At 72.1% G+C, this 14166-nt stretch carries 15 protein-coding genes; 6 read left to right on the top strand and 9 right to left on the bottom strand.

All coding sequences use genetic code 11. From position 1 onward, the window contains the following. A partial coding sequence (locus AB0M20_RS06465; protein ID WP_364294714.1) for a hypothetical protein occupies window positions 1-460 on the top strand: 460 nt, incomplete at its 5' end. Between the two features lie 13 nt (window positions 461-473). Here the strand turns inward: AB0M20_RS06465 and AB0M20_RS06460 are convergent. Beyond that, a complete protein-coding gene (locus AB0M20_RS06460; protein ID WP_364294711.1) occupies window positions 474-899 on the bottom strand; it encodes a hypothetical protein in 426 nt (141 codons plus the stop codon). A 120-nt stretch (window positions 900-1019) separates the two neighbouring features. Here AB0M20_RS06460 and AB0M20_RS06455 point away from each other — a divergent pair, with 120 nt between their 5' ends. After that, on the top strand, window positions 1020-1541 hold the full coding sequence (locus AB0M20_RS06455) for a DUF6653 family protein (protein WP_364294708.1): 522 nt from the start codon (window positions 1020-1022) through the stop codon (window positions 1539-1541). Between the two features lie 442 nt (window positions 1542-1983). On the opposite strand, the gene AB0M20_RS06450 is transcribed toward AB0M20_RS06455, so the two are convergent. The 4 genes from AB0M20_RS06450 to AB0M20_RS06435 all read right to left on the bottom strand — a co-directional run bounded on the left by AB0M20_RS06450 (window position 1984) and on the right by AB0M20_RS06435 (window position 4678). Then, on the bottom strand, window positions 1984-3141 hold the full coding sequence (locus AB0M20_RS06450) for a hypothetical protein (protein ID WP_364294705.1): 1158 nt from the start codon (window positions 3139-3141) through the stop codon (window positions 1984-1986). Next, window positions 3138-3743, bottom strand: coding sequence for a hypothetical protein (locus tag AB0M20_RS06445; protein WP_364294702.1), 606 nt, complete (start codon window positions 3741-3743; stop codon window positions 3138-3140). The genes AB0M20_RS06450 and AB0M20_RS06445 overlap by 4 nt, the downstream gene beginning before the upstream one ends. A gap of 61 nt (window positions 3744-3804) precedes the next feature. Continuing rightward, complete coding sequence (locus tag AB0M20_RS06440) at window positions 3805-4086, bottom strand: hypothetical protein (protein ID WP_364294699.1); 282 nt, start codon at window positions 4084-4086, stop codon at window positions 3805-3807. After that, window positions 4058-4678 (bottom strand): hypothetical protein, encoded by a 621-nt coding sequence (locus AB0M20_RS06435; RefSeq protein WP_364294696.1) that lies wholly within the window; start codon window positions 4676-4678, stop codon window positions 4058-4060. Before AB0M20_RS06435 ends, AB0M20_RS06440 begins: the two co-directional genes overlap by 29 nt. A gap of 127 nt (window positions 4679-4805) precedes the next feature. Here AB0M20_RS06435 and AB0M20_RS06430 point away from each other — a divergent pair, with 127 nt between their 5' ends. Next, the gene (locus AB0M20_RS06430; protein ID WP_364294692.1) at window positions 4806-5309 is read left to right on the top strand and encodes a LuxR C-terminal-related transcriptional regulator; all 504 of its coding nucleotides are present in this window, start codon (window positions 4806-4808) and stop codon (window positions 5307-5309) included. Here the strand turns inward: AB0M20_RS06430 and AB0M20_RS06425 are convergent. From AB0M20_RS06425 to AB0M20_RS06415, 3 genes are read right to left on the bottom strand one after another with little or no spacing between them, the layout of a single operon-like run. After that, window positions 5306-6010 (bottom strand): hypothetical protein, encoded by a 705-nt coding sequence (locus AB0M20_RS06425; protein ID WP_364294689.1) that lies wholly within the window; start codon window positions 6008-6010, stop codon window positions 5306-5308. The genes AB0M20_RS06430 and AB0M20_RS06425 overlap by 4 nt on opposite strands. Window positions 6011-6067: 57 nt before the next feature. After that, window positions 6068-7075, bottom strand: a complete 1008-nt coding sequence (locus AB0M20_RS06420; RefSeq protein ID WP_364294687.1) for an acetamidase/formamidase family protein — start codon at window positions 7073-7075, stop codon at window positions 6068-6070. Then, window positions 7072-8439 carry an APC family permease gene (locus AB0M20_RS06415; protein WP_364294684.1) on the bottom strand — a complete coding sequence of 456 codons (1368 nt, stop codon included), beginning with the start codon at window positions 8437-8439 and terminating at the stop codon, window positions 7072-7074. Before AB0M20_RS06415 ends, AB0M20_RS06420 begins: the two co-directional genes overlap by 4 nt. 184 nt (window positions 8440-8623) lie before the next feature. Here AB0M20_RS06415 and AB0M20_RS06410 point away from each other — a divergent pair, with 184 nt between their 5' ends. Beyond that, the gene (locus tag AB0M20_RS06410) at window positions 8624-9856 is read left to right on the top strand and encodes an MFS transporter (RefSeq protein ID WP_364294681.1); all 1233 of its coding nucleotides are present in this window, start codon (window positions 8624-8626) and stop codon (window positions 9854-9856) included. A 9-nt stretch (window positions 9857-9865) separates the two neighbouring features. On the opposite strand, the gene AB0M20_RS06405 is transcribed toward AB0M20_RS06410, so the two are convergent. After that, the gene (locus AB0M20_RS06405; protein WP_364294678.1) at window positions 9866-12034 is read right to left on the bottom strand and encodes a glycoside hydrolase family 15 protein; all 2169 of its coding nucleotides are present in this window, start codon (window positions 12032-12034) and stop codon (window positions 9866-9868) included. A gap of 153 nt (window positions 12035-12187) precedes the next feature. Between AB0M20_RS06405 and AB0M20_RS06400 the strand changes: the two genes are divergently transcribed. After that, window positions 12188-13270 carry a histidine kinase gene (locus tag AB0M20_RS06400; RefSeq protein ID WP_364294675.1) on the top strand — a complete coding sequence of 361 codons (1083 nt, stop codon included), beginning with the start codon at window positions 12188-12190 and terminating at the stop codon, window positions 13268-13270. Window positions 13271-13312: 42 nt separating this feature from the next. Then, a complete protein-coding gene (locus AB0M20_RS06395; protein ID WP_364294672.1) occupies window positions 13313-13945 on the top strand; it encodes a response regulator transcription factor in 633 nt (210 codons plus the stop codon). Window positions 13946-14166 lie beyond the last annotated feature (221 nt).

The following is a 14166-nucleotide window of genomic DNA, read 5'->3' as shown; positions in this document are numbered from 1 at the left end:
CCATGCAGAGTCGGACGCCCAGATGGATGCCGTGATCGCCGCGACGCGCGGGGCGCAGCCGCTGATCCGGGCCGGCGTCTTCACCAGCGCCGCTCTGATCAGCGCGCTGCGCCGGGACGTCACGACCGCCGGGGCGCACGCCACCCGGGCGCTGGAGCTGGCCGGGCCGCTGCCCGCCTGGTTCAGCTATGCGGCGGCGGTCCAGTCCTGGGCGCGGGCCTTCGATGGTGACCCGGCGGGCGGGGCGCGCGGGTTGCGGAAGAGCCTCGACGCCATCCGGGCACGTGGGGCGCGGCACCTCGTCGGGTGGGTGCTCGGGCTGCTCGCCGAGGCCGAGGGGCTCGCCGGGAACGCCGAGGAGAGCGCGCGGCTGCTGGACGAGGCGGACGCTCTGGTCGAGCTGACCGGCGAGCGGATCTACGAGGCGGAGCTGCGGCGGCTGCGCGCCGTGTACCTCTGATCCGCCGGCAGGATCAAGCCGGCAGTGCCAGCCACACGACCGAGCCGTTCTCCGGGAGGCCGAGGCCGGTGGTGTTCTGGCTGAAACCGGCGCCGCGCAGCAGGTCGACCGCGATCGCGTCGGCGCGCGCGACGCCGGCGACCAGCCACTCGGCGCCTTGAGCGCGGCCGGTGTCGGTCAGTTCCCGTAGAAGTCGTGCCCATAGTGAGTCGCCCCGGGCCGCGATGGCTCGTACCTCCAAGAATTGCGGCGAAGGCCGCGCCGTCGCCGCCACCGCGACCAACGCGTTGCTGTCGTTCGCGGTCAGCCGCCACAGGCCGGACCAATCGTCGGAGCCGGTCAGGCGCGGCGAGCTGAAGCCGCCGGCGCCGGCCATCCGGCGCGCCCGCGACCGCTCGGCCGGCTCACCGAGCCGGCGGAAGACGATGTCCGCAACCACGCCCGCAAGCCTGCCCACGGTCGCTTGACGCCCACTTGACGAGCGGGCGCAGGCGGCGTCAAGCCGACGTCAAGCCGCTCCGCCGAAGCTGTGTCCCACATTCACAAACGGAGGTGCGAGATGACCAGTCAGACATCCGAGAAGCGCGTCGCCAAGCTGTTCGGGCTCTCCGGCGACGGCTGGATGCACCACGCCAACCCGTGGAGCGTCTGGACCCGGTTCGCGGTGCTGCCGATGCTCGTGGTCTCGGTCTGGAGCCGCGACTGGATCGGCTGGTGGTCACTGATCCCGATCGGCCTGTCGGTGCTCTGGATGATGACCAACCCGCTGTTCTTCAAAACGCCGAAGTCCACCCGGAACTGGGCGTCCAAGGGCGTCTTCGGCGAGCGGATCTGGGCCGACCGCAAGGACGTCGCCATCCCGGCGAAGTACGCCAAGTCCCAGGTGCCGAACATCGCCACCATCGGGCAGGGCCTCGCGATGATCATCCTCATCTACGGGCTCGTGCGTCTCGACCTGGTCGCGGTGATCGCCGGCACCCTGATGTGCCAGGTCGCCAAGAGCTGGTACATCGACCGGATGGCGCTGCTCTTCGACGACATGAAGGAGCGCAGCCCCGAGTACGCCGCTTGGGACTACTGATGCGGTACGGGTGGCTCGCCGTCCCCCTCGGGTGGGCGGCGCTGCTCCTCTGGCACCCGGACCCGGACCCCGGCGACATCTACGCCAGCCTCCGCGACGACGTCGACCGGCTGCTGGTGGTCCACGTCGGCACGCTGTTCTTCATCGGCCTGCTGGGTGCCGCGGTGTTCCGGCTGCTCGACGACCTGCGCGGGACCGCGGCTGCGATCAGCCGGGCGGCGACCCTCGCGTTCGTCCTGTGCTACGGCGCGGGGGAGGCGATCAACGGGATCGCGACGGGCGTCCTGGTGCGGCACGCCAACGACGCGCCGGAGGCCGACCGCGCGGCGGCCGGCCGCGCGGCCCAGGCGTTGTGGGACGACTTCCTGGCCGACGATCTGATCATCACGATCGGCGCGATCGGGTGGGCGGTCGCCGTGATCGCGGCGGCCATCGCGGTCCGTCAGGCCGGCGCTCCGCCGGCCGCGCCGATCCTGCTGGTGCTGTCGTCGGTGGTGCTGCTGCACGCGCCGCCGGTCGGGCCGCTCGGTCTGCTCTGCTTCGCCGCGGCGATGGTGCTGCTGCTCCGGAGGGGGACGGACGCTCCCAGGGCCAGGGTGATGAGCAGTGACCAGTAGAGCAGCGATGCCCAGAGGCCGTGCGTGGTGGTGAGCGAGAAGGACGGGCCGCCCACGGCGGTCGCGGTCACCGCCCACACCACCAGGCCGGCGACGAAGAACCCGCCCGCGACGGCGCGTTTGGTGACCGTGCCGCGGCCGGCGGCGGCATAGCCGCCGATGATGCCGAGCAGCGGTACGCCGATCGCGCCGCCGCCCACGCCGTCGTCGAGCAGCGACCCGATGTCGAGCGGATCGCTCAGCAGAACGGACGCGAACAGCATCGGCGACCACACCGTCCACCGCCGGCCCCACCCGAGCAGCGCCCCGGCCACCAGCCCGGGCAGCAGGATGAAGGCGAACGTGCCGACCCAGTGGATCTCCGACTCCGGCCCGGCGACCGTCGTCATGAAGCTGCGCAGCGCGCACGCCCAGGCGAGCCCGCACAGACCGCCGACAACCGGCAGCGGCACCCGCGCCGAGGTGGGATACGGCAACGCCGACGCCAGGCACAGCACCAGGATCAGGCAAAGGCCGAAGAGCGAGGTCCACGCACCGCGCGGCGAACTGATCGGCGCGGCCATCCCGCCCATCCCGAACAGCATCAGCAGACCCAGCGTCGCGACGAGCGCGCACGCCGCCCGTCCCCACGAGAAGCCCTTGCGGGACAACACGAAACCGGCCGACATCGCGGTCGCGATCACCATCAGCGCGCCTCCGCCGGTGCCTTCGCGGATGAGGCCGATGAAGATCACCGGATCGAAGAGGGCGGAGGCGAACACGACCGGCGCGAGGATCAGCTTGCGCGGCGGCGCCACGCCGGTGGAGCGCAGATACGCCGCCCAGCCGAGCAGCATACCCACCACCACGCCCGGCAAGAGCACGAGCACGAACGTCATCCAGGTGAACGTCGATCCGCCGCCGGCCAGCTGCACCATCCACCCGCGCAGCGCCGCCGACCAGGCGAGCCCGCAGATCCCGCCGACCGCCACGTACCGCCTCACCGTTCTGTCCTCATCAGGGCCACCCCGAGCGCCGCGAACATCAGCATCCAAACGCCGATCGCGATCCGGCCCAGCACCATCGGCCCGAAGACGGCCGGGAACAGTGGGACGAAGACGTAGACGCCGAGGGCGAGCGTGATCCCGCCGGCCGCCAATTTCCGCCGGAGGAGCCCGGCGCCGGCAAGGACGAGCCCGATCCCCACGCCGATCATCGGTGCGCCGTAGGCGTTGTCGACCGCATCGGCGGCCGGCGTACCCACCTGGGCGTTCGCCGCCGTGATGGCGAAGAGCTCGCAGGCGGTGAGGCCGATCATTCCGACGCCCGCGATGATCAGCCCGGCCTTGATCATGCGGCCCGCGCCCGGCCAGGTCACCAGCGCCAGGCCGTACAGGCCGGCGAGGATGCCGAGGTGATGCACCGCGAAGAAGGACTGGCTGACGACGTAGCCGGTCGGGTCGAAGGGGTAGCTGTACCACTGCTCGCTCACCTGCGGCGGCCACGCGAGGATGACCACCGCGCAGGCCGCGCCGATCAGGCTCGCCGCCACCGTCACCAGGCCGAGCGGCCGCACATTCGTTCCACGCATCGTGATCGCCGTCATGAGCCGACGCTAAGGAAACAGTGCGGCCGGGCACATCCGTGGAACCACTCAACCGCTGTCCCTAAAGTGACACCGTGGAGACCTCGGAGCTGCTCGAACGCGCCCGCGCGGAATACCGCGCCGGTGAGGTGGCGCGGGCCTCCCTGACCTGCGTCCGGGTGGCCGAGCTGAGCCGTGCCACGGGCGACGTCGCCACGCTGGCCGACGCCGCCGTGGTGGTCCGCAATCCGGTCGACCGGGTGGTGCGTGCCCGGGTGCACGCGCTCGCCGCGGAGGCGCTGGTCGCGCTGGGCGATGCCGACCCGCTCAGATCCTCACGGGTACGCGCGCAGCTCGACGCCACCCTCGACCCCTTCGCCCCGGCGGAGACCGACCCGCCCGCCCTCGACGACGCCGATCCCGAGGCGGCCTTTCTCGACCTGCAGGCCCGGATCGGCGAGCTGATCTCCGACACCCACGCCGAGCAACGCCTCGTCCTGGCCCGGCAGGCGATCCACCTCGGCCGCCGCACGGCGAACCTCGAGTACGAGGCGTGGGGCCGCCGGTGGCGGATGGACGCGTTCGCCACCCTGGGCCGCTTCGCCGAGCTGCACGACGAGATCTCTCTGGCCGAACCCCTGGCCGAGCGCCTCGGCCCGGACTGGCAGTCGCTGCTGCTGCTGACCCACGCCTCCGAGCAGCTCCGCCGGGGCGACTACGAGGAGGCGGCCCGGCTGGCGGACGAGGCCCGCGACGTCGGCCGCGAGGGCGGTGAGGCCGGCTACTTCCACCTGGTCTACGCGTTCGAGGTGGCGAAGGAGACGGGCCGGGACATCGACAAGGTGACCACCGAGGTGCGGCGCCTGATGGACGACATGCCGTTCCACGCCCGCAGCTGGCTGTGTCTCGCGCTGGTCGCCGCCGGCCGGCTCGACGAGGCGGCGGAGCTGTGGCACGTGATCGCCCCGCACGCCGCACGGATTCCGCCGCGCGCCGTCGAGTTCCTGATCGCGGCGGCCGGCAACGCCGAGGTGTGCGTGGCGCTGGGGGGACACCGCGACGGCCGATCAGCTGTACGAGCTGATGCTGCCGAGCGACGGCCTGCACGCGATCGGGCTCGCATACGGGCCGTACAACTGCCCGGTGTCGCTCGCCCTCGGCAGGCTGGCCCGGCTGACCGGCCGCACCGAGGCGGCCCACCGCCACCTGACCGACGCGCTGGCGGCCGCGCGTCGGGTCGAGGCGCGGCCGAGGGTCGCCGAGGCGCACTTCGAGCTGGCCCGGCTCCTGGGGCCGCGGAACAAGGCGGGCCGGGACCACGCCGACGCCGCCCTGGACATCGCGCGGCGGCTCGGCATGGCCCCGCTCGGCCGCGCCGTCGAGGCCTGGGTGGGTCCGACGCTGACGGTCCGGGAGAACGAGATCGCCGGCCTGGTCGCCGAGGGCCTGACCAATTCCCGCATCGCAGCCCGGCTCACGCTGTCCGAGCGCACGGTGGAGAACCACGTCAGCCGGATCCTGCACAAGCTGATGCTCGACTCACGAACGGCGCTGGCGGTCTGGCACCGGTCGCGCCACACCGGCTAGCCGGCCGGCGCCCACTCGCCGGACCAGCCCGCGGAACCGGGGAGCCACAGGACGAGCTCGGCGCTCATCGGCGAGACCCCGCGCAGACCCGCCTCGCCCTCCAGGACGTACTCGTCGCGGTTCGCCGCCGGATCCGAGACGTCCAGCAGCAGCTCGGCGAACCGGGCGATGCCCTCGAACGTGCCGAAGCCCTCGACCATGTCGCGACTCGCCCAGTCGTCCTCCCCGACCTCGTCGTCGTCGGCGTCGGTGAGCAGCACCATCGGCAGGTCCCAGGGGTCACCGGCGAACGGGTACCACGGGTGCTTGGCGCGCTCGGCGGGCCAATACTCCAGAGCGTGCGGCCGCAGCACGAGACCCGGCCGGTCGAGCGACGGGATGGTCAGGTGAACCGTGCGGATGTCGCTGCGCGGGTCGGAGAGGGCGATCGCGGTGACCGCCCGCGGCGGCGCGAACAGCGACGCGAGCACGGCCACCCCCAGCGCCCGCAGCGTCGGCTTGGTGGCGTAGAGGTGCAGACAGTCGGCGCGCCACGCGCCGTCGTAGTGGTGCCAGGCCTTGCGGATGACGATCCGATCGGTCTTGAACACCGCCGGAAGCTCGGGCACGGTCGCCGCCTCGAACCGGAAGCCGTCCGGATCCTCGGCGAGACTCTGCAGTTGGTCGGTGACCGGTGAAGCCCACTGGATCAGCTCATCCACACGATCCACAATGGCCGATGTGGGCAAGGGGGTCCGGCGGTCGCCTGACGTTCAGCCTTATGAGTGCAAACTGCCGGCCACGCCGCGAAGGCGGTCGTGCGTACCCGCATAGATCTCGGCCGTGGGCAGGTAACGCTTCTCCAGCCTGGCCAGCATCGTGTAGTTGGGGTCGCAGACGTTGCCGACCGGCGCCTGCCCGGCCTGGCTGACCAATTGGTACGCGTCCAGCTCGTCCAGCCCCGCCAGCGCCGCGGTCCAGGTGACCAGGTCGTGCTGGCTCATCCGGTACGCGTCCTCCAGCGGCCGCGCCGAGCCGATCGACATCAGCGCCGCATCGGTCTCCAGCCGCGGCGTCGGGGTGGGCACCCCCTTGATCAGGTCGAGGATGATCACCGTGTTCATCGCCGCCTCGACGCCCGTCCCGCACACCTCGCCGTCGCCCTGCCGGCAGTGGCCGTCACCCAGCGCGAAGAGCGCACCGGGCACGTTCACCCCGAAGTACGCGGTGACGCCCGCCCGCAGCTCGGGGGTGTCCATGTTGCCGCCGTGCACGTCCGGCACGATCGTCATCCGGCTCTCGAAGGCGCCCGGCGCCACCCCGGCCGTGCCGTGCATCGGATCCAGCGGCATCTCGACCGAGTAGTCACCGCGCCGGGCGTGATAGCGCACCCGGCCGGCGGCGAGGTCGACGTCGTAACGCCACACCAGCTCGTCCAGCGGCGGGTGCAGCGTCGCCGTCGTGTGCGTCCCGGTCAGCGCCCCGAAGTGCGGGAACGTCGACGAGACGGCCCAGTCGCGGGCCGGCGTGATCGACACGAAGTGCACGGCGAGGGTGTCGCCCGGCTCGGCGCCCTCGACATGGAACGGCCCGGTCACGGGGTTGAGGTACGGGAACTCGCAGACCACCGACGGCAGGTCGTCGACCGTGCGCACCCGCCCGCCGAAACAGTCCTCGGTGTAGAGCTCGACAACCGTTCCCGGGCGCACGCGCCGCACCGGCTCCCGCCCGCCGAAGGTGTACGCGAGCTCGTCGGGCGACGGCTTGTAGGTGACGATGTCGGTCATCTGTCCTCCAGCGTGAGCGAGGGCCGGCGGCCGGTCGCGTAGAACACCACCAGAATGATCACACCGATGCCGAGCCACGCGAAGCCGAGCAGCTGCGCGGCGATGTTCGCGTTGATCACCACATACGCCAGGATCAGGAAACCGAGCACCGGCACCACCAGGTGCCGCCACCAGTCCCGGCTGCCGTGCCGCACCACGTAGTGCACGACCACCGCCACGTGCAGCGCCAGGAAGGCGGTCATCGCGCCGAAGTTGACCAGCGTCGAGAGCAGCGAGATGCCGTCGTCGCGGCTCGCCATCCACAGACCGAGGACCAGTGACAGCGCGGCGACGAGCAGGGTGGCGTTGGCCGGCACCTTGTGCCGCTCGTTGATCCGGCTCAGGAAGCGCGGCATCTGCCCGTCGCGCGCCATGGCGTAGAGCAGCCGGCTGGTCGCGGCCTGCGCAACCAGCGAGTTGGCGAACCCCCAGGCGATCGCCGTGGCCAGCGCGGTGAGGCCGGCCAGCCAGCCGCCGCCGGCGACGCGGGCGGCGTCGTAGAAGGCGGTGCCCTCGGGGTCGCCGTTGGCGAGCAGGCCGGGGGCGTCGGGTACGAGCAGACTGGCCACCCAGGTCTGCACGACGAACAGCGTGCCCGCGAGCAGCAGCGCGCCCACCATCGCACGGCCGATCTGGCGCGCCTCCTCACGGCTCTCCTCGGCCAGCATCGAGATGCCGTCGAAGCCGAGGAACGAGAGCACCGCGATGGAGACCGCGCCGAAGACCACCGACCACTCGAAGGTGTCCGCGTTGAACAGCGGGCTCAGCGAGAAGCCGCTGCCCTTGCCGGACGCGATCGCGACCACGCCGACGACCAGGAAGATCGCCAGGACGATCAGCTCGGCGACCAGCATGATCCGGTTGACCCGGGCGGTCATCTTGATGCCGAGATAGTTGACCACCGTGTTGAGCACCACGAAGATCGCGAGCCAGAGCCAGACCGGCAGCGCCGGCACCAGCGAGTGCATGGCGACGCTCGCCACCAGGTACAGCAGGCCGGGCACCAGCACGTAGTCGAGCATGATCACCCAGCCGGCGAGGAAGCCGACCGGCGGAGCGATGCCCCGGCCCGCGTAGCTGTAGACCGACCCGGCCATCGGGAAGGCGCGGACCATCTGTGAGTACGACAGGGCGGTGAACATCATCGCGACCATGCCGATGACGTACGCCAGGGCGACCATGCCGCCGGAGCCGTTGTAGACGCTGCCGAAGATGCCGAACGGTGCGATCGGCACCATGAAGATGAGACCGTAGATCAACAGGTCGGCGAAGCTCAGCGAGCGGCTGAGCTCTTGACGGTAACCGAACTCCTCAACGCCGGACATAGATCGACGCTAGTCCAGAAACCGGATCACCGCCGCTCTTCCGGGAAAGATATCGACGGTGGCAAATAGTTTGTATCTGGCAGGAGATTTTGGTGTTTGCGCAGGTCTTGCGCCCTTCGAGAAAGAGTTGTTAGGTATCGATCACCGCTTGTAATCGATCACCTCCTCCCTCGCAGGGTGCTGAATGACCGCGCACAATTCCCCGCCCGCGCGATCGGCGACGCTGCTCCTCATCGGAGCCTGCATGTCGACCGTCAGCGCCGTCGTCGTCGCCCCGGTGCTTCCGGAGCTCGAGAAGCAGTTCAGTGACGCGTCCTCGCTGGTGCCCCTGGTCGTCGGCGTCCCCGCCATCACGATGGCGGTCGTCTCGCCGATCGTCGGGGCGTTGCTGGACCGCTTCGGGCGCCGGTATTTCATCTACGCCGGGCTCGTGCTCTTCAGCGCCGCCGGGATGGCGCCGCTCGTGCTGGACTCGCTGCCGTCGATCATCGGCAGCCGGCTGCTGGTCGGCGTCGCCACCGCGATCGTCACGACCACCTGCACCGTCCTGATCGGCGACAGCTTCACCGGGCAGCGCCGGGCGCGCTTCCTCGCTCTGCAGACCGTCGCCAACACCGTCGCGGCGATGGTGGGGCTCGGCGTCGGCGGGGCGCTCGGCGACATCAGCTGGCGGGCGCCGTTCGCGTTCTTCGCGATCGGGGTGGTGCTGCTGCCGGTCATGGCCCTGATCCGGCCGCCGGCCCGGGACGAGGTGATCCGCGCCGAGGCGGACGCCTGGCAGGTGCGGTCGCGGTCGTGGCTGTCTCTGGTGCCGATCGTCCTGCTGACCGCCGTGGCGGCGGTCGTGGTCAGCCTGCCGGTCTTCGAGACCTCGACGCTGCTGGAGGAGTCCGGCGTCACCTCCACCGGCCTGATCGGCGCGATCAGCGCCCTGAACGGCTTCGCCACCGTGGTCGGGGCCATCGTCGTCCGCGAGGTGGTCGACGCTCCGGCGGGCCGCCTGCTCGCCGTCGGGTTCGGCCTCGCCGCGCTCGGGTACGGCATCGTGGCGAGCTCGACGTCGCTGGACGGCATCGTGATCGGCGTGGTCGTGATCGTCGGCCTGATGGTGGCGAACTTCGGTGGCGGCGTCCTGTTGCCCACGCTGCTGATCTGGGGCACTCGCGACCTCACGTACGACCGGCGCGGCCGGGGCACCGGCCTCTGGCACACCGGCTTCTTCGGCGGCCAGTTCGCGACCCCGATCCTGTTCGACACGCTCAGCGACCGGTCGGGCAGCCCGTTCACGACGCTCGGCATGACGGCGGTGCTGTGCCTGGCGATCGCGATCGGCGCGGGCGTCGCCGGCCCGCGCCGACGCGACAGATGGCAGCCGGCCCGGCCCGCGCCGCGCTACACCGACGACCGCGCCTGGTGACCTCCCGGCTCAGCGGCCCGGAGAAGCGCCGTAGCGGCGCGCGACCACCGCCGGCTGCTCCAGCACCCGGCCCGCCGCGACGTCCGCGGCCAGCCTCAGGTACTGCGAATGGGTCCAGACCAGCGGCGTCGCCGAGAAGGTCGGCGTGCCCGGCTCGAAGCCCGGGCGACCGGCCGGCGGCTGGTCGTCCCACACCTGCTCCGGCAGGAAGTGGCCCGGCCCGGCCGTGCGGGCGATCGTCGCCAGCTGCGCGCGGGCGGCGCCGGGCCGGCCGGCCGCCAGGTCGTACTCGCCGCGCTCGCCGTTGAGCAGCGGCCACGCCCGGCCCCGCGTCAGGCGCGAGTCGTCGGGCAGGCCGTAGTCCCACTGGCTGCCGTCGAGCTTCTCGCCGAAGCCGTCGAAGGACGCCCGGTGCCAGAAGAAGCCGCGGGGAGTGCGTACCCCCAGCTGCTCGTCGATCACCCGCAGCGTGTTCACCACCGCCAGGTCGCGGGCGGGCAGCACGCCGAGCCGGACCAGGTCCAGGAAGCTCGGGTCCACGACCCGCCGCTGATCCACGTTGGACGGCCCGCTGTCGCCGATCGTGTACGTCGTGCCCGCGTTCGGGTTGCCGTCCTTGGTCAGGCGCAGGAAGTACGGGCCGCTCGAGTACGGGCCGTTGGTGGTGACCGTCCAGTCCTTCACCCGCGACTGCCAGTCGTCGGCGGTGGCCAGATAGCGCCGGGCCGACGCCACGTCGCCGTTGCGGCGGGCGATGTCTGCCGCGCACACCAGGCCGGCGATCTCGGTGGCGATGGTGTTGGGGGAGTAGCCGGACTGGTTCTCCCATCGCTCCTGCGGGGTCCACGGCGCCGCGAACCCGTCCTGCGTGAAGCCGAGCAGGAAGTCCGCCGCCCGCTTGACGTGCCTCCACGTCTCGGCGTCGCGCCGGCCGAGCTGGTACGCCAGCACGATCGGCAGCGCCACCTCGTCGAGCTGCAGCCCTTCCCACACCGGTGTGCCGTCGACCCGCGAGTTCTGCGGGAACGATCCGTCCGGCTTCTGCTGCACGCCGAAGAGGAAGTCGAGGGCCCGCCCGGCCCCGCGGGTGTCGCCGGCCGCGATCAGCCCGGTCGCGATCTGGTAGAGGTCCCGCGACCAGACCAGGTGGTAGGGCCCGGACGGGTCGTCGCGGCCGAAGGCCCACGGTGCGGCGGGAGCGGCCACGTACGCGCCGCGGTTCGTCTTGTCCTCGCTCGCCGCGAGCACCATCGCCGAGGTCCGGTAGAGCTGCCGCTGGCTCTCGGTGCGCAACGACGCGGGTGGCCGCTTGATGCCCTTGAGGTAGGCGTGCCAGCCCGCCGCGTACGACCGGGAGACCGGCCCGTATCCGTGCCGCAGGGATGCCCGCGCGTTGGCCGGCGCCGTGGCCGGGGTGCCGAAGCCGAGCGCCAGGGTGGCCCGCCCGTGGTGCAGGCCGACGGCCCCGGTCTGCACCAGGTTGCCGGCGGCGGCCGACGAGTAGCGCCAGTCCATCCGGCCGTCGGCGAGCAGGTCGGTCCAGCCGTCGCTGGCGCCGCGGAAGCCGCTGGAGGTCGCGGTGAAGGCGGGTGACGCGGCGAACGCCGACGCCGTCGAGCCATCGGTCGCCAGCAGGCTGCCGCCGGACGAGCGGCCGCTGTCGTTGCCGCGGGAGTTGGCCAGCGCCGGATCGTAGATCGCATAGAGGTCGTGCGACTTGGACTTGAAGGTCACGTCGATCAGCACGGTCGCCCGGGCCGGGTCGGAGGTGTAGGAGGCGGTGAGGCGCCAGCGCCCGTGCCGCTCGGCGAAGGTCTGCCGGAAGCTGAGGCTGCGGGGATCGGCGAGCTGGGTACGCACGACGGCGGCCTCGTTCGCGCGCACGGCGTGCCCGCGCCGGTCGGCCACCACGAAGTCGAGCGTGCGGGCGCTCGGCGAGTCGATCCGGGGGTAGAAGACCTCCCCGAGACCGCCCTCCTTCTGCACGGTGAACCAGACCTTGCTTGCCCGCGTGACCGAGGTCCCGAAGCCGGACTTGTCCGCCGGCAGGTACTGCTCGTCGACACCGGGCGCGCCGGGCGCGGCTCCCGATGCTGCACCGGATGCTGCTCCGGATGCCGACATGGGTGGCGCCGCGACCACCACTCCGGCCAGCGCTGCCGCGATCAGCTTGCGCATGGTGTGCCTCCCATCGACGAGCGTCTCGCCGACCCTTACCCCGGCCGCGGCCGTTTGAGTCCCCGGATCTTGCGGCACCCGGAGAGAACTCAGGGGCGGGGTACGCCGCCGGGTGGACGCGCACGCCCGCCGCGGTCCGTAGGTTCTTCTGACATGCGCCCGTTGCCCGCCGACCTCCACCTCGCCGGGGTCACCACCGCCGTCGTCTCGGTCGCGGCGGTCGCCAAGATTTCGCCGGAGAGACAGGCCGGCTGGGGTACGTTCGCCTTCGCGCTCGCCTTCGGCGTGATCCTGCTGGCGCGCCGCCGCCGGCCGGTCGCCGTCCTGCTGGTGTCGTGCGCCGGCCTCCTGCTCTACTACGCGTTCGGCTTCCCGCCGATCGGCCTGGCCCTGCCCGTCGGTGCGGCCCTCTACTCGGCCGCCGAGCAGGGCCGCCTGCGCTGGGCGGTGGGAGCCGGGCTGGGCCTGATCGTGGTGTCCACGGCCGCCCGCGCGGCTACCGGCGAGACGCTGAGATATCTGCTCGGCTTCGACCTGCCGATCAACCTGGCCCTGATGGGTGCGGCGATCGCGCTCGGCGACGGGATCCTGTCGCGGCGCCGCTTCCGGGCCGCGGTGCTGGCCGCGGCGCAGGCCGACCGCGACCATCACGTCGAGCAGGAGCGGCTGCGGGTGGCCCGCGACGTGCACGACGTGCTCGCGCACACCATGTCGGTGGTGTCGCTGCACGCCGACGTGGCCGCCGAGTCGCTGGACGACGCGGACCTCTCCAGCGCTCGCCGGGCGCTCCGGCACATCCGCGAGGCCAGCTCGTCGGCCGGCGCCGAGCTGCGGCGCACGGTAGGCCTGGTGCGGTCGCCGGCCCGCGGGCTCGAGGGCGTCGACGGGCTGGCCGAGGTGAGCGCGGCCGCCGGCATTCCGGTGCGGGTGCGGGTCGAGGGCACGCGGCGGGCGCTGCCGGGCGAGGTGGACCAGGCCGCCTACCGGGTGGTGCAGGAGGCGGTGACCAACGCGCGGCGGCATGCCCGGCCCGACCGGGTGGAGGTGCTGATCGAGTACGCGCCCGCGAAGGTCCGGATCGTGGTGCACGACGACGGGCCGGCGTCCGGGGCGGCATCGGGCGCCGGGCACGGACTGACCGGCATGCGGGAGCGTGTCGAGCTGCTCGGCGGTCACGTGCACGCGGGCCCGGACCGGTCGTCGGGGTGGCGCGTCGAGGCGGTGCTGCCCGCATGAGCAGAGCTGCTGAGGCGGCTTCGCCGCACTGCGGAGGAAACCGTGATTAGGGTGCTGATCGCCGACGACCAGCAGCTCATCCGCTCGGGGCTGCGGGCGCTGCTGGACCGCGACGCCGGGATCGAGGTCGTCGCCGAGGCGGCCGACGGACTGGAGGCGGTGCGGCTGGCCGCGGCCGTCCGCCCGGACGTGATCCTGATGGACGTCCGGATGCCCGGCGTCGACGGGGTCGAGGCCACCGCCCGGGTGGAAGCGCCGGTGATCGTGCTGACCACCTATGACGGTGACGCCACGGTCTTCGCCGCGCTGCGGGCCGGGGCCGCGGGCTTCCTGCTCAAGGACGTGCGGCCGGACGACCTGCGCCAGGCGGTCCGGGACGTCGCCGCGGGCCGGTCGATCCTGGCGCCGGCGGTCACCGGGCGGGTGATGGCCGCGGCCGCGCAGGGGCACACGGCGTCGCCCGAGCGCCTCGACGGGCTCACCGGCCGCGAGCGCGAGGTGCTGGCCGCGGTCGCCGCCGGTCACCGCAACGGCGAGATCGCGGACCTGCTCGGCATCAGCGAGGCGACTGCGCGTACCCATGTGGGCCGGCTCCTGAGCAAGCTGGGCGTGCGCGACCGCGCGCAGCTGGTCATGATCGCCTACGAGTCAGGCCTGGTCCGCCCGGGCCCATGAAGAAGTGGTAGCCCAGCCACGCGTCCGAGTGTCCAACAGGTGGGTGAGCTACCACTTTGCGCTTGTCGGCAGGGCCGCAACCCGAAGTGGTAGCCCAGCCGCGCATCCGAGGGTCCGATAGGCCGGTGGGCTACCACTTTCGCTTGCCGCAGGGCCGCAACCCGAAGTGGTAGCCCAGCCACGCGTCCGAGCCTCCGACGAGTGGGTGGGCTACCACTTTT

The sequence above is a fragment of the Actinoplanes sp. NPDC051633 genome (genome assembly GCF_040681735.1).
Lineage (GTDB): Bacteria > Actinomycetota > Actinomycetes > Mycobacteriales > Micromonosporaceae > Actinoplanes.
This window is presented reverse-complemented; position numbering and strand designations above follow the sequence as displayed.